We start from the raw sequence: 21,308 nt of genomic DNA, 5'->3' as shown, positions 1-21,308 counted from the left end.
TGTAAATAACCTATTCAAAAATACTATCTAAATCCTCGATTTTTAAATCTTCAATGCTCTTATCCTCTGAGTACTTTATCTGAGCAAGCTTCACTTTATTTGAACCATCTAATATATACCTTGCCAAAGCTTTATCTATGGGCGAAAGATTTTCTTCAAAAATTTTATCTTTCTCCACCCAAACGAGTTCTCCTTCATCACTTTGGATAAATTTGTCACTATTCAATTCTGCCACGAATATAAAAAGTACCCAATTGTAATGCTCCGGTCCTTCTTCAGATGTTACCATTTTCAACCTAAGATTGTTGAGTTCAAGTCCTGTTTCTTCTCTAAATTCCCTTCTAATTGCTTCTTCTATCCCTTCTCCATCTTCAACCTTTCCACCAGGTGGAACAAGAAATCCAGAAAAAGGCTCTCTTGTTCTATTAATAAATAAAATCTTCCCATCGTATTGCGCATAGCATATAACTGCTAACCGTTGCTTTGGGCTCTTGATAAGCTTTTGGGCTATCTCCGTGTATTTCACATTATCCAACTCCAATCCTAGTGTATATTTTATATATTTTTACCACTCCAACAACAATTAAATTATACCAAAAACTCTAAGCAAATTCTCAGGAAAGCATAAGGATTTTCTCAGCTTGGATGAATATAATTGGGATGTAAATATGAGAAATGAGAAACAAGCAACAAAAAAACCACACCTTGCTCTTAGGAGGCGATAGTATGAAAAAGGTAAACAAGTTAACTCTCACACTGATTCTTGGAATTTTAACAGCTGGTATTATGTTACTCTTCTCTTCAACAACTTTAAGCGCAGCACAAACAACAAGACTGATTTCTTACACTCCAACAAGTACACTTACTCAAGATGATATTAAAAGTCTTCAAATGATGATTCAAGAAGAAAAACTTGCAAGAGACGTATACAAAACACTCTATGAAATTTACAAACTCCCCATATTCAACAACATAACACGCTCTGAACAAAACCACATGGATGCAGTTAAAGCTTTACTTGACAAGTACGATATAGAAAACCCACTTAAGACAGATGAAATAGGAAAGTTTGCGTACCCATATTTCGAAAGTCTATACAATCAATTAGTTTCAGAAGGTAAAAAATCATTAACCGATGCTCTCAGCGTTGGAGTGAAAATTGAAAAGCTTGATATCAAAGATTTAGAAGAAGCCATTTCCAAAACAAGCAATGAAGATATAAAGGTAGTTTACGGCTATCTGAAAAATGGGTCAGAAAATCACTTAAGAGCATTTTCAAAATAAGTATAAAGTAAAAAAATTAAGCAAATTCTAAGTTTTCATTAAGTACTTTTTAAGGTTAAACGGATATACTTAAATTACCCTTGGTAAAGAGGGAGAAAAAAAGAGAAAAAACAAAAAACTATGAGGAAGGCAAAAGGAGGTTGGAAGTATGAAGAAGATATTAGTGGTATTAACGGCAGGAGTTCTTTTGGTTGGTAGCATATTCGCATTCGGTCCAGCAACGGCAAATCGTGGTTACCGCTATGGAGTGACAACTCAGTCTCAAGCACAAGCTCAGACACAGGTTCAAACTCAACTTCAAACACAGCAAGTTACCGCAACAAGACTTTACAGAAATCTTCCCGCAGATGCAACTTTAAGCGCAACACAAGAATTCAAAGGTACAATCAAAGAAGTATCATGGGACGTACAAAACGGATTTGTTCTCAAAATACAAGTTGGAAATGATGTATACGATGTCCACGCAGGTCCGATATTCAGAGCAGTCTCACTTAAAGCAGGGCAATCGATTGAAATTAGCGGGCGATTAGTAACAACAAGCACATCAAAATACATAGTTGCGGAAAAAGTTGTAATAGATGGAAAAGAAGTAAACGTTGACGACGTAATACCAGAAAGACGCAACAGACAAGCAGCACAAAAAACATCTCAAAGAATGCCAAACAGAGGTCCAAGGATATAACCGTAAAGACAGAGGTAAATACAGAAAATGCGTACCGAAAGGTACGCATTTTCTTTTATTATAAGTACTATAAATATCGTGGTATAATTTAAGGAAATAAAGGAGGTGGGATAAATGAGGTACATAAAACTTGGTGGAGAATTAGACGTACCAGTTATCGGTTTAGGGTGCATGAGGATTTGGGACAAACCGATTGAAGATGTTGTAAAGCTAATAAACACATCTTTAGAACTTGGAATAAATTTCTTCGACCACGCTGATATTTACGGTGGCGGAAAATCAGAAGAGGTATTCGCAAAGGCTTTGGAACACGTAAAAATACCAAGAGAGAAAATCATCATACAAACTAAATGTGGAATTCGAAGTGGATTTTACGATTTTTCAAAAGAACACATAATATCTTCCGTTGAGAAAAGTTTAAAGCGTTTAAACACCGATTATATCGACATCCTCCTTCTCCATCGCCCAGACACATTGATGGAACCAGAAGAAGTTGGCGAAGCTTTCACATATCTTCACAGCAGAGGAATGGTTAGATACTTCGGTGTGAGTAACTTTAACCCAATGCAAATCGAATTGCTAAGTACTGGAATTAATTACAAAATATTAACTAACCAACTCCAGCTTAGTTTAACAAATACGGGAATGATAGATTTTGGCATATTCACAAACACAAAATTCCCACAATCAGTTAATAGGGATGGTAGCGTATTAGAATATTCGAGAATAAAAGGCATAACAATCCAAGCTTGGTCACCGTTCCAATGGGGGGATGAGCAAGGAAACATAAGGGGTGTATTCTTAGACGATCCGAAATTTGCTAAACTCAACGATGAAATAAATAAACTTTCCCAGAAATACAACGTCTCCAAAGAAGCAATAGCTATCGCTTGGATATTAAGACACCCCGCAAAAATCCAAACAATTGTGGGAACAACAAATCACGAAAGACTAAAACGAATAGCCCAAGCAACGGAAGTATGGCTCACAAGAGAAGAATGGTATGGCTTGTATATCGCAGCTGGCAATATGATACCATAGCTAATCAAAACTCTCAAAACTCTATACCCTTGCGTGCCATTACGCCTTTTTGGTAATAATGCTTTATTTCTTTCATCTCCGTAACCAAATCGGCGATGTCTATGAACTCTTGAGGCGCATATCTTCCAGTGAGTATTATCTCCATATCTCGCTCTTTTGGAACTTTGCTAATCACATCAATAACATCTTTTGCGGTAAATAAATTATAGTACACTGCAACATTAACTTCATCGAGGATGACAATATCGTACGCTCCATCCTCGATGACTTTTTTTATTTTATTCAAGCCATTTCTTGCAAGCTCGATATCTTCCTGTGTTGGCTTGTTTTTGATAAAACAATTCCTCCCGTACTGTTCTATCACCAAATTTGGAAGATACTTTACCGCGTCAAGTTCACTGTATTTCATACCCTTTATAAACTGCCCTATGTAAACCTTCTTCCCAGCACATATAGCTCTTAACGCCAAGCCAAATGCCGCAGTGGTCTTCCCTTTCCCATTTCCAGTGTAAACATGTATGTACCCCATTTTCTAATCCTCCCAAATCATATATCCAAAACCAGATAAGCATTTTTCTCTGTTACATGCTTCCCAACTATTTTGAAATTTATCGGTTCTTTAAATATCGGACCATCGTACACAAACGTATGGTACTCCCCGTTTTCGCCGGATAAATCCCATCCAAGTTTCTCAATAAGCTTGATAGTTTCACGACTGTGTAGATCCAACCCAAGCAAATCCTCAAAACCGTTTTTGACAGCCACGATAATAGCCTTAAAACCAAGGTTCAAAAACTCTTCCAAAAGCTTTTCTCTTTTTTCTAACCACAATGGTTCCAAAGCCTTAACGTTATACGTACCACATACTCTCTCAACCCAATCTCTATGCTCTTGTAAATCTATATCACCAAATATCCCTATCCCGCCTTTAGCGTACTCTTCCAAAAACTTCAAAAACTCACTTTCGTAACTCTCCCACGAAGCGCACCTAATTACTGATTTCGCCCCTATACTCTCAGCTTGAGCCTGAATAAGCGCTTTGGGCAAGCCGTGCGCGCGAGTTCTTTCGCAATTTTCATCAAACATAGTAAATAAGATATCGACTTTCTCAACTTCCTTGAAATCCTTAAGCGCCCTGTACAAAGCTAACGCACTGTCTTTTCCTCCACTCCACGATGAAAATACCATTCTTCAACCAACCTCCTAAGCTTTTCGTTCGCGACTCTATCCTTTAACCCCACTCTTACAAACCCGTCCATCCCAAAATCTTCCATCGTTCTCACATGTAACCCGTTTCTATGCATAAACTTTTGAAATTCCTCAGAATCACCAACATCAATCACTAAATAGTTCGTCTTTGAATTGAAAAAGGAAAAATTCTTGAATCTCTCTCGCTCTTTTTTAAAATACTCAGAAGACTCTGATAAAAAAGCTTTGTAATCATCAAAATTCTCTATTAAACTCTTCAAAACGGCGTAACCGCTCCCGCCTATACCCCAAGGCATACGGTATTTTTCGAATACTTCTCTAAAACTCCGACTCTTAACATACCCAATGCGCACACCAGGCACACCTAAAATCTTCGTAAAAGTTCTCACAATAATTAAATTGTCCAAATTATCCAATTCACACAACTCAAATTGCTCACCTTTAGGTACAAAATCTATAAACGCTTCATCTAAAATTATCATCACTTCTTTACCGTATTTTTTGTAAATATCTTTTGCAAAATCGCTGAAGTTCGTATATTCTCCCGTTGGATTATTCGGATTTCCCGTTATTAAAACACACCTACTGGAATTTTTTCGCTCTTCAAAGATAACTTTCTCTATCCTTTCAAAATAATCTTCTTCACTTTGAAAAACTCTAATTTTAACAATCTTACTCGCTGAAAATCTCGCAACCCGCTCGTATTCTGTATAATTCGGTTCTGGGATTATAACCACTGCATCTTTCACAAAAGTCCATCCGATTATATGAAACGCCTCGGTGGCACCAGCAACTATTACCGAATCAACCCCAAACTTTTTCCTGAACTCATCTTCTAACCATTCAACGTAAGTGTACATCCTTTCATACTTTACACTCTCTTTCAGTGCTTCTTTCACAAAATCTGGTATGAAAGGATTGACTGAGATAGAAAAATCTATTAACGTCCCGTCATTTATACCACCATGCATGAAAAAACCACCACCAAAATTATCAGAAAAACAACCTTTTTGTACAATCTAAGGGCTTTTCCCAAATCTTCCATATCTGGTAATTTCCCATCGAATTTGTAATAACCAATCTTTTCAAAACCTAAACCGAGCACTCCAGCGAAAGCGCTCATCGGATAAGTCGCGTTAATCTTTATCCCACCATACTTTTTGATATACTCCCAAGAACGTTTAAAATTGAAGAAAGATATAAACAACGCGGTCAACCTAGACGGTACCAAATTAAGCAAATCGTCAAACCGCGCGGGAAACTTGCCAAACCATTCGTACCTTGCGTTTCTGTAGCCAAACAACGCATCGTATGTATTCACAACACGGTAAACAACCGCTCCAGGTAAACCAAACAGCACGTAATAAAACAAAGGTCCAGTAATACTATCGGATATATTCTCAGCGAGACTCTCAACAGCCGCAGAGTAAAGATGAGACTTATCAAGCTTTGAAGTATCACGCGAGACTATCATAGAAACATTCTTTCTCAATAACTCAACATCATTTGTATAACATCGTTTTACGTGCTCATAAAGTGACCTGATAGAAAATGTGGATTTGAGAATACAAACCTCAAAAATCATCGCTATTGTGAATCTTTTTGAAAAACTTTGGAGAAAGTATCCTAATCCTCCCCAAATAATCAACTCTACGATTAGAGAAATCATTCCAAGAACAAAAGAAACAGCTTTTGAACTTCTCGATTTGTAAATATTATCGAAAAACTTTCCCACACGTCCCATGTAAACAACTGGGTGGATAACACTAGGAAACTCCCCGAAAAATAAATCAATTATCAAAGCAAGTAAAAACACTAAAACCTTTTCGTTTATTCCCATCATAACCCTAAAATACGCTCCAGTTTTTGAATTTGTATATTCGAAATAACGTGCTCAGTTATCCTTTCAATCTCAGCATCTATAGCTGAAATATCTTCTAATGTATTCAATTCACCAAACTTAGACACTTTTAAATCTTCGTCTGGTAATTTATTCTCCAAATAAGGAATTGTGCCGAAATATTCAATTGAATACCTTTGAGCTAATTGATTTGGAAAATCACCAAGCAACGTTTTATCACCGTGAAACTTATTAAAAATAAATCCCTTCACAAGACTTCTTTCATTGCCTTCTAACAATTCCATAGTGCCTGCAACTTGCGCGAACGCGCCACCAAGAGAAATATCCGCAACTAACACAACAGAACTTTGAACAGACATAGCTATACGCATATTGACTATCTCTCTATCTCTTAAATTCGGTTCAGCACAAGAGCCCGCGCCTTCTATTATTACCAAATCATTCTCCCTTTCCAAATCTTTGAGTATATCAATAATCTTTTCCAATATACGTTTTTTCTCATCGTACATATACTCACGTGAATCGAAAGAATCTACATACTCTCCCAAAAAATACGCTTCCAACTTCCCCCTTGGAACAATTAGAAGTGGATTCATATACACATGTGGCTCTTTCTTACACGCTATCGCTTGGAAATACTGCGCGCTAGCTATCTTCACATCACCAATATCTACAAATTTACTTGAGATATTCTGAGCTTTAAAAGGGAAGACATTCAAACCCTTGTTTGTAAAATACCTGCACAGAGCAAGTGTAATTGTCGATTTCCCAACATTTGACATAGTGCCTTGCACCATCAAAAACACAAAATTCACCCTCTCAAAATAGCTTAAACTTAAATTAAATAATTTAAAATCAGTAAAACAACTATCTGACCAATCAAACAACTTCCACCCAACACGTCACCCGTTACACCTCCGATTTGCTTTTCCGAAACCTTTGAAATCAAAAAACCTACCAACCAAGAAGAAAAGATAGAAACTAAAAATAGTTTCACGTCGATTAATAAGAGTGGTAACGTAAATAACGTCGCAGGTACAAGAAGAAATCTATTAAACGGAAATAACATAGCGCCAAGTCCTTCATTCTTTGCTGGTTTTGAAAATACTAAAACAACATCCATGGTGTAACGCCCAAAGACACTGCCAAAAACAAAAGCGACAGGTTCAATAGACGTAATCAGTTCCCAAAAGACAATTACATACAAAACACCATAGAAAACAGCAAATGGCCCAACGTTGCCCTTACTCATTATCTCAAGTCGTCTACTCTTAGAAGACTGATTCAAAAACCCATCAAGTGTATCTAAAAGGCCATCGAAATGGAATAAATCAAAAAGATAAAATCCCAAGACAATAGATAACAAAGGTGCAATTATCCCAAAATTCAAAGAAAGAAAACTCCCTGTAAAATAAATCAAACCCGGAATATAGCCAACTATTGTGAAATAAGCTGGTATTCGTTTCATCCTGACTTCCCAATCAGACAACTCCCCTAATTTCACTGGCAATCTTGATATGAAAGAAAAAGTTAGCAAGATATCCTTTAAACTATCTTGCATACAACTTCACCTTCTTAAAAGCCTTCCAAAGCTTTAAAGAGTCAATTAAATCATTCAAATCGAATATCTCAAAACACACGTATTCAATTTCGTACATCCTATCACCCAATATAGAATACATCTGCTCAAGCGTTTCTAAATTAAGCTTTCTATGGTCTTTACCATTCTCAATACCCATAACATGAAGCTCAACAACATTACTCAGAAAAGCATCATCAACCTTCACACCCAGCAAATGATGCCCTATATCAAAAACCGTCCTTTTGAAATTTACAACTTTTTCTTTTAAATTCTCAACAGATATCCGCCCGCCAAAATCACCATTGAGCAAATCGTAAAATTCTTCACCATCGTAAGGATGAAGGACATAATTAACAACAGGCAACTTTCCATCAAAATAATTCAAAACACTCCCAACATTCTTCAAACTATCGGTTGGTAAATGTATGGAATACTTAAGGCCATAATTTTCACTGAGAGTTCTGAGCTTACCGATTTCCCTTTCGAACAAATCAAACGTATCCGAATCCCACGTATAGACTAATAATTCAACGAAATCGACAAGTTGGGCAACTAAACGAGCGTTTTCGTAATAAGTACCAGGTACAAGCCACGAAGTAGTACCAATCAATTGCCTCTCTGCTCTCTTCATTTTATCCGTACCCCTATTCCACTCACAACTAAATAAACTTGGTCAGATATATTAGCAATTTTTGAATTCAACTTCCCTAGAGTTTCAACATATTTTCTTGCAAGCTCATTTTCTGGAATAACGCCCCAACCAACCTCGTTAGTAACAATTATCAACTCGCATTTCACATTCTTAAACGATTCCAACAGCTTATCTAAATAATTATCTATGTTAACCGCATAATAATACAAATTCCCAAGATATGTTGTAACACACTCAAAGACTATAACATCGTACTTATCGGCGATACTATTAAGAGTATCTGGAACGTTAATTGGTTCCTCATACGTATCGAAATCATTTCCCCTCTCTGCTTTGTGCTTTTCAATACGTTTCTTCATCTCTTCATCGAAAGGTACGCCCGTTGCCAAAAATGCCTTTTTATTGTACTCTTCAGAAAGTTTCAAAGCGAAAGAACTCTTCCCACTCTTCACACCACCAGTTACGAGAATCATCACTGATCAGTCCCTTTCGAAACACCCGCACTATCGAATGTAGCCATCTCTCTAATCATCTTTATTGCGGCTTCGATTATCGACATAGAAAGCACAGCACCGGTACCTTCACCAAGGCGCATGTCTAGGTCAAGGATAGGTCTCAAGCCTAAGGTATCTAAAATCACCTTGTGACCTTTCACCTTCGATTTGTGACCTGCGAAGACATATTCCCTTACTTCTGAATTAATCTCCCAAGCCAATAACAAACCAGCGGTTGTCGGAAAACCATCGATGATAATCGGCACACCCATCTCAGCAGCTTGAAGAATAAAACCTGCCATCTCGCCTATACAAAAACTTCCAACTTTCTGGAGTACATCGATTGGATCGGACGGATTTGGCTTATTTACCTCAATTGCCTTTAAAACAGCCCTTTTCTTGCTCTTCAATTCCTCTGTACTTATCGGTGTCCCAATATCGATTATCTCGTTTATATCGTATCCAAAAGCAACCGCGATTGCCGTGGCGGTTGTTGTATTACCAATCCCCATATCGCCAACTGCGAGCAAATCAGCACCATCTTCTATCGCCTCGCGCGCTATTTTCCTCCCGTACTCTATACACAACAACGCTTGTTCCCTTGTCATCGCAGGGCCTTCCGTAAAATCATTCGTCCCAAAACCAACCTTTGCTCTGATAAGATAAGGAGATTCAATCGGAAAATCACCATCAACACCTGCATCGACAACATAAACAGTTGCTCCAACGTGTCGTGAAAAAACATTAATAGCGGCTCCACCGTTGAGAAAATTGTACACCATCTGCTTTGTAACTTCTTTTGGATAAGCTGAAACCCCTTGCTTAACAACCCCATGGTCTCCCGCAAATACATAAACCCTCTTATCTTCAGGAAGATCTGGAATAACCTTACCCTGGATAAGCCCCATTCTAAGAGCTAAGTACTCAAGATATCCCAAACTTCCGACCGGTTTTGTAAGATTATTGAGCCTTCTCAAAATATCATTACGTAAAGTTTCTTTGTTAATCTTCTTCCCTGTTTCCATACGCCTCTCCCCCTTACTTTCTAATCCACGCTATAATAATTTAAAAACAAATTTTCCTGAAAAGCCCAAGCTTTCAGGAAAGAAATCTACCTAATGTCGGTCTCCCGGCTCGTGGTTCATTCTACTCCCTACGCCTTCCCAGCTCATCGAAATGAGCCAGTGGCATCAATGTAGGTTTCGTCCCCACTCACGGTTGCTGGGCAGCCCCGGATTTCCACCGGTGTTCCCGGCACACTAGGTAGTCAAACTTATTCGGTTTGTTTTTATTCTACCATACAAATATTCAAATTCAAATTATTATTTGATATAATTAAATCGCAAAATCATACTAAGGAGGGAGAGAACGATGATGAAAAAGTTTGGATTGCTTTTTTTATTAATTTTGCTTTCCTCTTTTCTTCTTTTCAATTTAGTCTCTAGCTGTAATCGTTCAAACACATTGCATATTTACAACTGGGCGGATTACATCCCCGAAGAGGTTATAAAAGAATTCGAAAAAGAATACAATTGCAAAGTCGTATACGATACATACTCTTCAAACGAAGAAATGTACTCAAAACTCAAACAAGGCGGGACTGGTTACGACATCGTCTTCCCATCTGGAGACCATGTTAGAATGATGATAAACGATGGAATGCTGGAAAAATTGGATCTTTCTAGGATACCGAACATAAAAAATATTGACCCTATCGTTCTTTCAAAGACAACATTCGACCCAGACCATGAATATTCCGTTCCATACATGATGGGAACAACAGGAATTATTGTAAACAAAAAATTCTTGAAAAGCTTTGAGAAATCCTGGAGCATATACGAACGCGCAGATTTAAAAAACAAACTCACATTACTTGACGATATGCGCGAAGTGTTTGGAGCCGCGCTCAAATATTTAGGATACTCTGTCAATTCAACCAACCCAGAAGAAATCGAACAGGCAAAGCAAGTAATACTAAAATGGAAAGAAAATATCATCAAATTTGACGCCACAACTTACGCACAAGGAGTAGTTAATGGCGAATTTTGGGCAGTCCATGGTTATCCAGAAAACGTCTTCCAATTAATTCCAGAAGAGGAACGCGATAACTTCGAATTCTTCGTTCCAAAAGAAGGAGGTACACTCTGGATAGATAGCATGGTAATTCTCAAAACATCGAAAAACAAAGACTTGGCTTACAAATTCATAAACTTCATCCTTAGACCGGAAATCTCAGCAAAGATTTCAGATTATCTAATGATTCCATCACCTGTTACAGATGCGGTAAATTACAAAGAAGTGGCAAATATCTACGAAATCTCAGACCTTGAGAACTGCGAAATAATCGATTACCTTGGTGATAAAATCGACCTTTACAACAAAGCATGGGAAGAAATCATAAAATAAATATGTATCATTTAAAACTAAACTTGGTTTTGGTAGTCTACTGAAGATATGTTTTTTAGTTTTCTTTGAAATGTTTTTTCATTTATAAATATCTCTATTCTCTAAAAATAAACCCCATTCAATTTTCCGATTGAATGGGGTTAAATTTTTTTAAATCCTCAAATTCTCTCAATTTCCATTTTTAGATTTTTAAGTATCTTTTGGTAATCTTCTTCGCCAAGTTCTACTTTGTCCATAAGTTGTTCAAGTTCTCTTGTAAAGTCTTCTCTTACAAATTTAAATTTCTCTGGACTGGAGTTTAAGAATTTGTACACTTTCTCACCTAGCGGTGTCGGTATCAGGTATCCTTCTTTTTCTACGACGTATCCTCTCTCAAGTAATCGACTTACAATTGTGGCATACGTAGATGGTCTTCCAAGACCACGTTTTTTCATCTCTTCTACGAGTGTACCTTGCGTGAATAAAGGTACTTTCGGAACGCTGTAGAAGGATTTATAATTCACCACAACAACTTCCCCAGTAGGTATTTTCGTAAGTTTGATTGGGAATATTTTGTTGTAACCTTCTTGGATGATTTCTTCATATATTTCAAATGTCTGCTCTTTGTCGAAGGCTTTGACTGTAATATCACAACTTTTAACTACAACATTTCTCATTTGAGATGATATGAATCTTTTGAATATTAAATCATAAATTTTCAGGTGATCTGGCGTAAAATCTTCAAGTTCGCCTGAGTAGATCATCGATTTTATATCTTCGACATCAAGTACTCTTGTTGGTCTTATGCATTCGTGCGCTCCACCTTCGCCCCATGTTCTTCCTTTGAAATATTCTTCACCAAATTGTTCAGCTATATAACTTTTTGCAACGCTTATTCCAACATCTGATACTCTCGTAGAGTCTGTACGATGGTATGTGATGAATCCTCTTTCGAACAATTCTTGGAGTATTTCCATCGTTCTTGAAACGGAAATTTTGTATTTTTCGGAAGCGTCTTTCAATAGCGCATCTGTTGTGTAAGGTGGAAGCGGTGATTTTTCTTGGATTTTTTCCGAACTTTTGTTTATCTGAATGTACTTTAGGCCATTGTAAAATTTCTGAGCTTTTTGCTTGTCTTCAAATTCAAACTTTATATCAAGCCCGTATCTTTTTACAGAAACAATATGTATCTTTTTCCGATTTTCTTTCGCTCTTTCTATAACCCAACCCAAGACAGGGGTCTGTACTCTCCCCGCGGAAAGTGAGCTTTTTGAAAAGACTTTCTGGATAAGCTGGGAAAGTTCGAAACCGACCCATCTATCGGATATCCGCCTTACGACCTGAGCTTTCACAAGGTTTTCATTAACATTCCTTGATTCTTTAAGTGCGTTGAGTATGGCTTTTTTGGTTATTTCGTGGAATTCCATTCTCCTGATTTCTTTCACAAAAGGTGTACACAGATTTTTTAAGTCCCAAGAGATTTTCTCTCCTTCTGTATCAGGGTCCGTTGCCACAAGTATCATATCGAATTCTTTGCTGGCGTCTCTTATTCCTTCAATCATTCTTTCTTTTTTATCTATAGGTTCATACACGGGTATGAATTTTTCTTTCTCGATAACGCCAAAATACCCTATTTCCTTGTTCAAGTCCAACACATGACCAAACGAAGCTGTTATCACTAGGTATTTATCTTCGGTTATTACCTCATAGAGTTCTTGACCATTCACATTTCTTGAGATTGGTTTTCCAAAGAAGTTTGCAATGGTCCAAGCTTTGTGAGGTGATTCTACTATGACTAATACAGGCTTTAAGAAATCGTCTCGTCTACCTTCTTTCCTCCTAACTTTTTCTCTGTCCTCGTCGATTTGTCTTAAAATTTCATCTATGTTAATGCTACGAGCTTCTTTAAATGTAATATCTGTACTGAACCACCATCTACTTTTCTTTAATAGGTTGTTCAAAACCTTTTTGTCGTCAACAAGAATATAACTTAATCCTTTTGAAATTCCACCAACGTAAAGTCTTGAAGTCCTTCCAGAAGCTTGGAGATATCCTGTTATATCTGAAACAACTAGTATCCACTTTTCATCTTCTTGCCTTAAAACAACTTCATCTGAATTACTTATTTTCTCGTGTATTTCTTTCGAAAGTATGAAATTTTTTATTTCGTTTTTTAGCTCGTTAACTTTATCAACAGGAGGATTTGGCATTGAAGAAAATTTCTTCAACGCTTTCATCCATTTATCTACAAGGGAAACTTTTTCCTCTAAGTCCTTATCCCTTGCGATAAGCGGTCTTATGGAAGAAAGTGCGAGTAAAAGGTGCTTTACATTACCTTCGATATCAAGATTAACAACAATTTTAGGTACGCCGTAAAAAACCGCGTACCTTATAACCTCTGGCATATCTAATCCCCTTGCCAAAGGATTCCTGTAAGAAGATATACCGATAAGAACTTCTATCTCACCTTTTCTGTATTTTTCTAAAACTTCTGGAGACAAGTTTTCGTATGTCTCGGTTTTTATCCCGTTACTCTCAAGTAAGTTTTTAATGTAATCTACACGTTCTTTTCCAAAATCAGACGAAAGAAATACAAGACCACCTTTCCCTAATCTTTTTACTGTTCTAACAAGTGCATCGTCAAGATTTTCTACTTCTTCGTAAACGTCTTCCACATTTCTTAAATAGAATATAGGTCTGCCAACATCAAAAGATAAGAGTTCTTTGAATAATCTTATTCTCTCGGATTTTGGGTCACTAGTTGCGGACGCTACCACCATTACTCCCTTAGCTTTGCTTGCAATTTTTCTTACTTCTTCTTGCATTGCTTTTACTTTCTCTTCATTCGCTTGCGTTCTCTTCATTTTTATGTAATTCATTGTAAAACTTATGTCTTTCTCGTCAAATCCTAAAAGATACAGCGCTTTATCGATATTTTTTGCCGTCTTCAAGAACGAATCAACATCATCTACAAAAATAAAAGCGAAATCCTTGGGGATGAGGTCAACATTTTTATAAAGAAACATCGAAGAGGTGATTAGTATTTTGAAATCACCATTAGCCAATCTTTTTTTCTTTTCTTCTCTTTCTTTATTGCTCTCATCAAGCCCAAAAACAAGTAAATCAGATTCTTTAACTTTATCTTTCAATTTCTCATAGCTTTGAAGAATGAGAAGTTTTGTAGGTAATATTATGTACGATCTTTTACCTTTTTTGGAAAAATATAAAGCAGTAGCGAGCCCCCACGAAGTTTTACCTATTCCCGTGGGGGCAAGTAGTGCAAATGACCTTCCTAAGAGTAATTTTCTAGCCCAGAATTTCTGAAGTTCCCAAGGATCAAATCCAATAAATTTTCTAAATACCTTTTCCCAATCATTGTACCTTTCCTTTAAAGAGCACAAATCATATTTTTCTTCTTTTATGTGTTCACACAAAAATTCTTTTGAAACTTGTTGGGGCAAGCATTTTTCGCAAAGTAAACCATTCAACAATCTCTCAGAAGTTATATCTCCCCCGCAATTTGGACAAAGGTTCTTAAATATGGCTTCTATCAAAGTATCACTCCTTAGCCAAATTTATATTGTGTGCACCGAGAAGTGGAGACAAGCCAGCGATGATAACTTGACCGGATAAATTAGATATAAACTTCTCGAGAAGATGTGGGTCTAATACATTTCCTGGGTCATCGAATAAGAATACTGGCTCATAAAGTTTTGTTTCCTCTATCAGTTTTTTGAATGCGATTATCAATGACAAGTAAAGCAATCTTTTTTGCCCTTCTGAAGCAAAGTACTTAGCTATGTAACCGTTGTAATAGAATACGTAATCATCATGTGTGTGTGGACCAACGGTCGTTACTCTCTTCTCTATGTCTTCATCTATATAATCGGCTATGTTTTTACCTTTGAACTCTGAAACATATTCTACTTTGAACATCGGGTCAAGATATTTAGACAACTCATTTATCATGATTTCTCTTTTTTCAACGATTTTTTCGGCTAACGGCTGCATTTCATTTGCTAATTTCAAAACCTTTTCTCTATCAACATTCTCTTCAGCTAAAAGAGCGTTTCTTTCATCGAGTAATTTTTCGTAATTTCTGAGAATTTCGTAATATTCAAGGTCTAGAAGCGAGAATATTTCGTCAAAGAATTCTCTTCTTTGAGATGGATAACCATCAATCATTAGATAATCTTTGAAGCTGAATGGTATGGCTATAAATACTTCTTGGATATCTCTGAACCTCTTTACCTTGTTTCCATCAAGATACGCTATCTTTTCTTTCTTCGTTTCATCTGATTTATATATGACTGTAATATCGTGCTTTTTTCCACCACTTACAATTTTACCACTCACTTCAAAAAAGTTTGTGCCGAATTTTATGAGGTGATAATCCCTTCCTCCCCTGAAGGATCTTGGGTTTGATAGATAAGCGATTGCTTCAAGGATGGAAGTTTTGCCAGCACCGTTTGGACCATATATAACGTTGATACCGTCTTTAAAGTTCACTTCATATTCCGAGAAGCATCTGAAGTTTCTAAGTCTTAGGCTTTCAATAAGCATCCTTCTTTTTTCCATCCTTCCACCCCCTCGGAAGTTTGTATTTCATTATTTTATATTGCATTTTATATTATATCAAAAATTTTATCACTTGACAAGATGGAGTGATAATAAACAATTTCGATTTTTACATTTTTAAATATTATTTCTGTGTAATTCCTGAATGCAGCATCTCACTATTCTTTATCTTAAAGCGTAACAACATTTTTGCCATCGCGATATACAAAAGCTATAAGACATTTGCTTTTGCTTTTAACTTTGTACTTTTTTGCTTTTTTCAATCCTATACTGTATTGTTTATTTGAAAAGTAAGTTATTTTTATTTAACCTGAGTATAATAAAACATTATTACTGATTGTGTATTAGTTAAATACATTAAAGATTATAACTGTTCATTATATTATCTTTATTTTTTATTGACATTTCAAAAATAAAAATATAGAATATAATATTGAAAGAAACATTTACATTTTTTCGAATTTTCGAAAGAATTTTTTGGTTTGGAAAATTTTATGGGGATATTCAATATTTTAGTAAGCCACACTTCAGAAGATGCTGTTAACTAGTAGTGATGATGGAAGCTAAAGCTGTAATCATCTCATTTTCGTTCTCATATAACTTGCATAGGTTCCTTACTACACAAAAACCATTTACATAGTACCGTATGTTGCTAAATTTCTTGAAGCTCCTTTTTGCTCTAACAAACATCTTAAATAACGAAAATTTCGATTCACATTCGTTGTTTTTACCTAGTCTTACTTCTCTGTGCTCAACATTATCAAAATTTAGTTTCACTGCTATCTCGTACGCTTTTAGTCCATCGGTTATTAACTCTATTTGTGTGTTTTGTTTTCTTTGACTAAAGTATTTATCTAACAATATCTTAACTTGTGACATATCACGATATCTTGATACATGCCAAGCTACTATTAAATTCGTACCATGCTCAACTAATAGCCACACATAGTACTTTTTGTCTCGAAATACAATAACTGTTTCATCACCGTGAACTTTAAATACATTCTCAAACTCAAAAAGCGAAATAACAGAAGATAACTTGATAATCCATTTGTAAATAGCAACATGAGAGACATTGATATTCAAGCAAGCTTTAATAGCACGAAGAGAAAGGTTGTATTTGAAGTACAAGATGAAAGCTTTGAGAATGATATAGATAGGGAAACGGAAGAATTTGAAAGGATGAAAGTTGAAAGGCACAGGCTGAGGAAGAGAAAGTGGAACAGAAGTTTTGAAGTTGCACTTTCTGCATCTGAAACGAACGAAATAACGGCGGATTTTGTAAATTTCCATGACATGGTTACAATGAACACAACGAGGGTAAGGGAAAGAGAAGAGTTTGTGTTTTTTGGTGAAAGAAAGTTTAAAGTAACGCTTGCAGTCTTTGCAAAAGAAGATTTGGTTTTTGAACTTATCATGACCGTTTTTGATGAAGTTAGAAGAGCCACAATGAGGGCATTTGAGTTGGATATTAGTCATGTCAGGATACCTCCTTATTGAGAGTATATTGGGGGGTGTCCCCTCTTTAAGAAGATAATATGATTTTTGAAATTTATCAATACCTTTGGTTAACAAAATCAAAACAAGAATGGGGGGAATATCGATGCCGACAGGTTGTCCATCACTCGAAAGGAACCTCAAGAATTGTACATGCACCTACACATCGTGCGACAAAAGAGGAAAGTGCTGCGAGTGTGTGGCTTATCACAGAAGCCTCGGCGAAATACCGGGTTGCTTCTTCACAAAAGAAGGGGAAAGAACTTGGGACAGGTCGATTGAAAACTTCATAAGAGACAGGGGAAGAAAATAATGGAAAAATTGCATGAAAAAGTTTTAGAAAACGTCAAGAAAGTAATAAAGGGAAAAGACGAAAAGATTAGACTCGTACTTGCCGCAATGTACGCTGGCGGGCACGTTTTGTTGGAAGACGTCCCGGGCGTAGGCAAAACAATCCTCGCACGTGCACTTGCGATATCCTTAGGACTGGATTTCAAACGTGTCCAGTTTACTCCCGACTTGTTGCCCACAGACCTAACAGGCTTGTCCATCTACGACAGGAAAAACGACACATTCACATTCAAAGAAGGACCTATATTCACAGACATACTCTTAGCCGATGAAATCAACCGCGCTACGCCAAGAACACAATCCGCACTACTTGAAGCGATGGCAGAAAGACAAGTCACAGTAGACGGCGTAACCAGAAAACTATCGAACAACTTCTTTGTCATCGCAACCCAGAACCCAATAGAATACGAAGGCACTTTCCCTCTGCCAGAAGCTCAGCTTGACAGGTTCATGGTACGCATAAGCATTGGGTATCCCGATAAAGAAAGTGAAATGGAAGTTCTGGAATCGCAAAAAGTTAGACATCCAATTGAAGAACTCAAACCTGTTGGTAACGGTGAGTTGTTTGCACAGGAAAAAAGCAAAGTAAGAAGCGTAAGAGTTAGCGACGAGGTGAAAGAATACATAGTCAGCATAGTCGATGCTACGAGAAATCACGAATCACTCAAATACGGCGCGAGCCCAAGGGGCAGTCTGGCATTGATGCACATGAGCATGGCGTGGGCTTACTTGAACAACCGCGACTTTGTCTTGCCTGACGATGTTAAAAACGTTGCTCCGTACGTACTTGTCCACAGAATAATCCAAACTACAGAATCGAAAATTCTTAGGGAAACGAAAGAGGAGATTATAGAAAGTATACTAAGTAAGGTTGCCGTTATAAGCAAAGAATGAGTTTATCAAATGAATTGTTCTCTGTTGTCATCTCTTGCAAATAGCAATGCTTCCATTTCTTTTATAAAGTGTGAAAAGCTGAGTTTAAGAGATTCTATATTTTCATCTTCGACATTAACTTTAAAGGCATACTCAACCAAGACATATGCATCGGTTAAGTTCCTCAATTCTTTTGAAGGGAATTTTTCAAGCAGCTCATACGGCGTCAAGTGATTGAGCGTTGGATAAAATGTCTGGCGTATATAGTGGTACGCATGGTGCACGAATTGTGCACCGTTCATTTTTAATATCTCATCGTAACTGTGCGGTGTTCTGTATCCGGTAGCCTCACCCTGAGCGTTGGCACTTTCCGCCTGTTCTTGTGCTACTTCTTTTGTCATTAACATCTCTACGAAAGATTTCCCAATCCAAATTAGAGAAGCCACTCCAATCACCGCTGTGATGAATTTGAATATGAGTATGAGCCTTAGTTTGTTGAGTTCATCGTTCAAGCTGTTCTTAGTAATCTCAGCAGTGTTATTTTGTGAAGTTTTTGGGATTTGCGCAACAGAATTTAAGCCTGATGTTCCTGATGATGTTGAGTTCGTTGCAGTTCTCATCTGGTTTATATTCTCTACTGTTCTATTTCCAGCTATGTTCAAAACAAATGGAAAAATTGCAAAGAAGGTTATCAAAACTGCTAAGCTTAGGACAAGTGATTTTACCAATTTCTTTTTCTGCTTGCTGTCCGAAGTTCTCAGGACAGATGTAAAGATGTATGCTATGAATATCAAGCCTATTACGAGTCCGACAATGAAGTCAATGTTGATAAAATAATCTATTTTTCTGATTAGCGAAATTCTCTCCGCATAAGCATCTGCAGTTAAGCTTTCCGATTTGTTCAAGTTCTCAGCGGTGTTTTTCTTGTTTGTTTGCACTGCTTGAGTATTTCCGCTTTGTTCTGGAGTAACATTTAAATCCTTAGGTGTATACACAACACCGTTATCTTCTTTCAAAGCGTCCGTGTTGAACCTTAAATCAGGTAAGGGAGCAATAAAGATTAATGCTATCAACAATACAAATATCCATATTTTATTTTCTCCATTTCTCTTAGGTTGCATCAATTCAGGGAATGTCAGCAAGATGTAGATCAGAGCAAGAATCGGAGACAGTGAATGGTGCGTTAAGCTGAGGATAAATATGTAGATAAAGCTTATCAACCATTTGTTCGAGTATTTTTTGCTCAGCGAGGCTAAAACGAGCAACAGTGCTGATATACAAGCAAGTACATATGTTTCCAAGAAAGAGATACTGAATAGTATTGTTACAATCGAAAAAATTGAAGTGAGTAGTTTCTTTTTGTTGTACATAAATATGATTGATATTATGGCAAGAGCTAAGTATATCCAAAAATGGATATTGAGTATTAAGCTCTTTTCAATACTGGCAAATGAAAAGAACATAATTAAGAATTTTGATAAAGCTAATGTCATAATATCATCAGCTCACCTTCTGTTCACATTTCAGAACCTGATATCTTCAACAGCCCTTCCACCAAGCTCGTGTTCTCGTGCCATATCTGGATGATTATGTTCTCCTCTTCCAGTGTTCTTGCGAATTTGTAGAGTTCTCTGATTTCAACCGGGACGTCAAAGTACGACTTGAATTTTTTCGTTGTCGCTTCGCGATATCCATACGGCATGAGTAGGACAAGAACCCTGCCGCATCTTGAACGCAGTCTAATCAGTTTCTCCACTTCCTCTTTCGTCAAGAACATGCTTATTACCAGCACCGTATCAGTCGGCTGAACGCCTTCTATGATATGCTCGAGCAGTTCCGTGGTGGAATTATTGTTATCGATAGCTCCCTCAACTTCCGAAAGGTAGTCAAAGAAGAAGACGTAGTCGCTGTCTGTGATGTCGTATATGCCTTTCGAGTGCGAGATGAAGAGATTAGTCTTTTCGTGCCTTTCGGAGAAGTGCTTAACCAAACCCGCAACTGCCTTGATGGACTCTTCTTGATATTTTTTATGGATGTATCTCCAAGCTTCTTTTGAATATATCCCACCCGGTAAATTCAAATCCAAGACGATGTAATTTTTCGCAGTTCCTGAGTATTCGTACTCCTTCACCATCAGTTTGTCCATCCTTGCGCTCTGTTTCCAGTGGATGCGGTTCATCGGTTCGTTTTGGTATTCCCGTATGTTTTTTATGTACGAAATATCCTCTGCGAGTTTGTACTTGCTCTTCAAAACGGGCAACATTTCCAATATCCTCTCAACCGAGGCGTCGGCTTCTTCCAGATTTGGCAGTACCCTCACGTCTGAATTTATTTCCTCTGTTATATAAATGCTGAAAAGTTCTGTGAAACTCTTGATTCTAACAGAATAAGCCCCCAACTTCTTGATTCCTCTCGTGCCGAATGCCGTTGTGAATGTGACGACTTCTCTTTTATCTGGTTGAAGCGTGATGAAGACTGGCTCTTTTTTTATAATCACGGGCGGAATCACTTCAATGGTTACGCTACTTCTGTTCTTGGAGATTAACTCAATGCTTAGCTCAAAAGGTTCATTTGCAAAAACCCTTGCCCTGGCTTTTACGTTTACTGCGACTCTCTTTGCAGTGTTAAGCAGGTTAAGGTAATGCCAAACGAAACCTGCGGCAGCTATATCGAGTAGCCATATGTATTTGTTGTAGATAAGAAAATTGGCAAACAGTAATCCGCCAAATACGATGTAGACAATAGGATTCAGTTTAACCCAGTATCGTTTCGTAAGACCAGCTCCTTGAAGAAAGAAGTTATTGAAGCTTATAATATTT

At 37.1% G+C, this 21,308-nt stretch carries 21 protein-coding genes and 1 riboswitch; of the genes, 6 read left to right on the top strand and 15 right to left on the bottom strand.

Going from position 1 to position 21,308, the window contains the following annotated elements; all coding sequences use genetic code 11:
• Positions 1-10 precede the first annotated feature (10 nt).
• Positions 11-526, bottom strand: a complete 516-nt coding sequence (locus FNOD_RS07200; protein ID WP_011994531.1) for an NUDIX domain-containing protein — start codon at positions 524-526, stop codon at positions 11-13.
• 200 nt (positions 527-726) lie between these two features.
• Between FNOD_RS07200 and FNOD_RS07195 the strand changes: the two genes are divergently transcribed.
• The 3 genes from FNOD_RS07195 to FNOD_RS07185 all read left to right on the top strand — a co-directional run bounded on the left by FNOD_RS07195 (position 727) and on the right by FNOD_RS07185 (position 3,007).
• Positions 727-1,284 (top strand): DUF2202 domain-containing protein, encoded by a 558-nt coding sequence (locus FNOD_RS07195; RefSeq protein WP_011994530.1) that lies wholly within the window; start codon positions 727-729, stop codon positions 1,282-1,284.
• A gap of 148 nt (positions 1,285-1,432) precedes the next feature.
• Positions 1,433-1,966: a hypothetical protein gene (locus FNOD_RS07190; protein ID WP_011994529.1), complete on the top strand. Its 534-nt coding sequence runs from the start codon at positions 1,433-1,435 to the stop codon at positions 1,964-1,966.
• A 114-nt stretch (positions 1,967-2,080) separates the two neighbouring features.
• Positions 2,081-3,007 carry an aldo/keto reductase gene (locus tag FNOD_RS07185; protein WP_011994528.1) on the top strand — a complete coding sequence of 309 codons (927 nt, stop codon included), beginning with the start codon at positions 2,081-2,083 and terminating at the stop codon, positions 3,005-3,007.
• Between the two features lie 13 nt (positions 3,008-3,020).
• On the opposite strand, the gene cobO is transcribed toward FNOD_RS07185, so the two are convergent.
• From cobO to cobT, 9 genes are read right to left on the bottom strand one after another with little or no spacing between them, the layout of a single operon-like run.
• Positions 3,021-3,536: a cob(I)yrinic acid a,c-diamide adenosyltransferase gene (gene cobO / locus FNOD_RS07180; protein WP_011994527.1), complete on the bottom strand. Its 516-nt coding sequence runs from the start codon at positions 3,534-3,536 to the stop codon at positions 3,021-3,023.
• Positions 3,537-3,553: 17 nt separating this feature from the next.
• Positions 3,554-4,195: a Dph6-related ATP pyrophosphatase gene (locus FNOD_RS07175; protein ID WP_011994526.1), complete on the bottom strand. Its 642-nt coding sequence runs from the start codon at positions 4,193-4,195 to the stop codon at positions 3,554-3,556.
• On the bottom strand, positions 4,153-5,187 hold the full coding sequence (locus tag FNOD_RS07170; protein WP_011994525.1) for an aminotransferase class I/II-fold pyridoxal phosphate-dependent enzyme: 1,035 nt from the start codon (positions 5,185-5,187) through the stop codon (positions 4,153-4,155). The genes FNOD_RS07175 and FNOD_RS07170 overlap by 43 nt, the downstream gene beginning before the upstream one ends.
• Positions 5,172-6,059, bottom strand: coding sequence for an adenosylcobinamide-phosphate synthase CbiB (cbiB, locus tag FNOD_RS07165; protein ID WP_148202064.1), 888 nt, complete (start codon positions 6,057-6,059; stop codon positions 5,172-5,174). The genes FNOD_RS07170 and cbiB overlap by 16 nt, the downstream gene beginning before the upstream one ends.
• Positions 6,056-6,874 (bottom strand): AAA family ATPase, encoded by an 819-nt coding sequence (locus FNOD_RS07160; RefSeq protein WP_238374630.1) that lies wholly within the window; start codon positions 6,872-6,874, stop codon positions 6,056-6,058. The genes cbiB and FNOD_RS07160 overlap by 4 nt, the downstream gene beginning before the upstream one ends.
• A gap of 38 nt (positions 6,875-6,912) precedes the next feature.
• Positions 6,913-7,638 carry an adenosylcobinamide-GDP ribazoletransferase gene (locus tag FNOD_RS07155; protein ID WP_011994522.1) on the bottom strand — a complete coding sequence of 242 codons (726 nt, stop codon included), beginning with the start codon at positions 7,636-7,638 and terminating at the stop codon, positions 6,913-6,915.
• Positions 7,628-8,290: a cobamide remodeling phosphodiesterase CbiR gene (cbiR, locus tag FNOD_RS07150; protein WP_011994521.1), complete on the bottom strand. Its 663-nt coding sequence runs from the start codon at positions 8,288-8,290 to the stop codon at positions 7,628-7,630. Before cbiR ends, FNOD_RS07155 begins: the two co-directional genes overlap by 11 nt.
• A complete protein-coding gene (gene cobU, locus FNOD_RS07145) occupies positions 8,287-8,784 on the bottom strand; it encodes a bifunctional adenosylcobinamide kinase/adenosylcobinamide-phosphate guanylyltransferase (protein ID WP_011994520.1) in 498 nt (165 codons plus the stop codon). The genes cbiR and cobU overlap by 4 nt, the downstream gene beginning before the upstream one ends.
• Positions 8,784-9,830, bottom strand: coding sequence for a nicotinate-nucleotide--dimethylbenzimidazole phosphoribosyltransferase (gene cobT / locus FNOD_RS07140; protein ID WP_011994519.1), 1,047 nt, complete (start codon positions 9,828-9,830; stop codon positions 8,784-8,786). The genes cobU and cobT overlap by 1 nt, the downstream gene beginning before the upstream one ends.
• A gap of 77 nt (positions 9,831-9,907) precedes the next feature.
• A riboswitch (cobalamin riboswitch) is annotated at positions 9,908-10,082 on the bottom strand.
• 94 nt (positions 10,083-10,176) lie between these two features.
• Here cobT and FNOD_RS07135 point away from each other — a divergent pair.
• Entirely contained in the window at positions 10,177-11,211 is a 1,035-nt protein-coding gene (locus tag FNOD_RS07135; protein WP_011994518.1) for an extracellular solute-binding protein, read from the top strand.
• Positions 11,212-11,369: 158 nt separating this feature from the next.
• Here FNOD_RS07135 and rgy read toward each other — a convergent pair whose 3' ends face one another.
• From rgy to FNOD_RS09720, 3 genes are all read right to left on the bottom strand, one after another.
• Positions 11,370-14,744: a reverse gyrase gene (gene rgy, locus FNOD_RS07130; protein WP_011994517.1), complete on the bottom strand. Its 3,375-nt coding sequence runs from the start codon at positions 14,742-14,744 to the stop codon at positions 11,370-11,372.
• A gap of 4 nt (positions 14,745-14,748) precedes the next feature.
• Positions 14,749-15,768: a DNA replication/repair protein RecF gene (gene recF / locus FNOD_RS07125; protein ID WP_011994516.1), complete on the bottom strand. Its 1,020-nt coding sequence runs from the start codon at positions 15,766-15,768 to the stop codon at positions 14,749-14,751.
• A gap of 540 nt (positions 15,769-16,308) precedes the next feature.
• Positions 16,309-17,247, bottom strand: coding sequence for a DDE-type integrase/transposase/recombinase (locus FNOD_RS09720; RefSeq protein WP_011993737.1), 939 nt, complete (start codon positions 17,245-17,247; stop codon positions 16,309-16,311).
• A gap of 124 nt (positions 17,248-17,371) precedes the next feature.
• On the opposite strand from FNOD_RS09720, the gene FNOD_RS09860 reads away from it, so the two are divergent.
• Together FNOD_RS09860 and FNOD_RS07110 are read left to right on the top strand one after the other, a co-directional pair.
• Positions 17,372-17,578 (top strand): DUF6485 family protein, encoded by a 207-nt coding sequence (locus FNOD_RS09860; protein WP_011994515.1) that lies wholly within the window; start codon positions 17,372-17,374, stop codon positions 17,576-17,578.
• Positions 17,578-18,510, top strand: a complete 933-nt coding sequence (locus tag FNOD_RS07110) for an AAA family ATPase (RefSeq protein ID WP_011994514.1) — start codon at positions 17,578-17,580, stop codon at positions 18,508-18,510. Before FNOD_RS09860 ends, FNOD_RS07110 begins: the two co-directional genes overlap by 1 nt.
• 5 nt (positions 18,511-18,515) lie before the next feature.
• Here the strand turns inward: FNOD_RS07110 and FNOD_RS07105 are convergent, their stop codons facing one another.
• Both FNOD_RS07105 and FNOD_RS07100 read right to left on the bottom strand, forming a co-directional pair.
• Positions 18,516-19,982 (bottom strand): hypothetical protein, encoded by a 1,467-nt coding sequence (locus tag FNOD_RS07105; RefSeq protein WP_011994513.1) that lies wholly within the window; start codon positions 19,980-19,982, stop codon positions 18,516-18,518.
• Between the two features lie 23 nt (positions 19,983-20,005).
• Positions 20,006-20,986, bottom strand: a complete 981-nt coding sequence (locus FNOD_RS07100) for a DUF58 domain-containing protein (RefSeq protein ID WP_238374578.1) — start codon at positions 20,984-20,986, stop codon at positions 20,006-20,008.
• Between the last annotated feature and the right edge of the window lie 322 nt (positions 20,987-21,308).

Origin of the sequence: Fervidobacterium nodosum Rt17-B1, assembly GCF_000017545.1 — a bacterium.
GTDB classification, from domain to species: domain Bacteria; phylum Thermotogota; class Thermotogae; order Thermotogales; family Fervidobacteriaceae; genus Fervidobacterium; species Fervidobacterium nodosum.
Note: the sequence above shows the minus strand (reverse complement) of the source record. Positions and strands in the feature narration are given on the sequence as shown.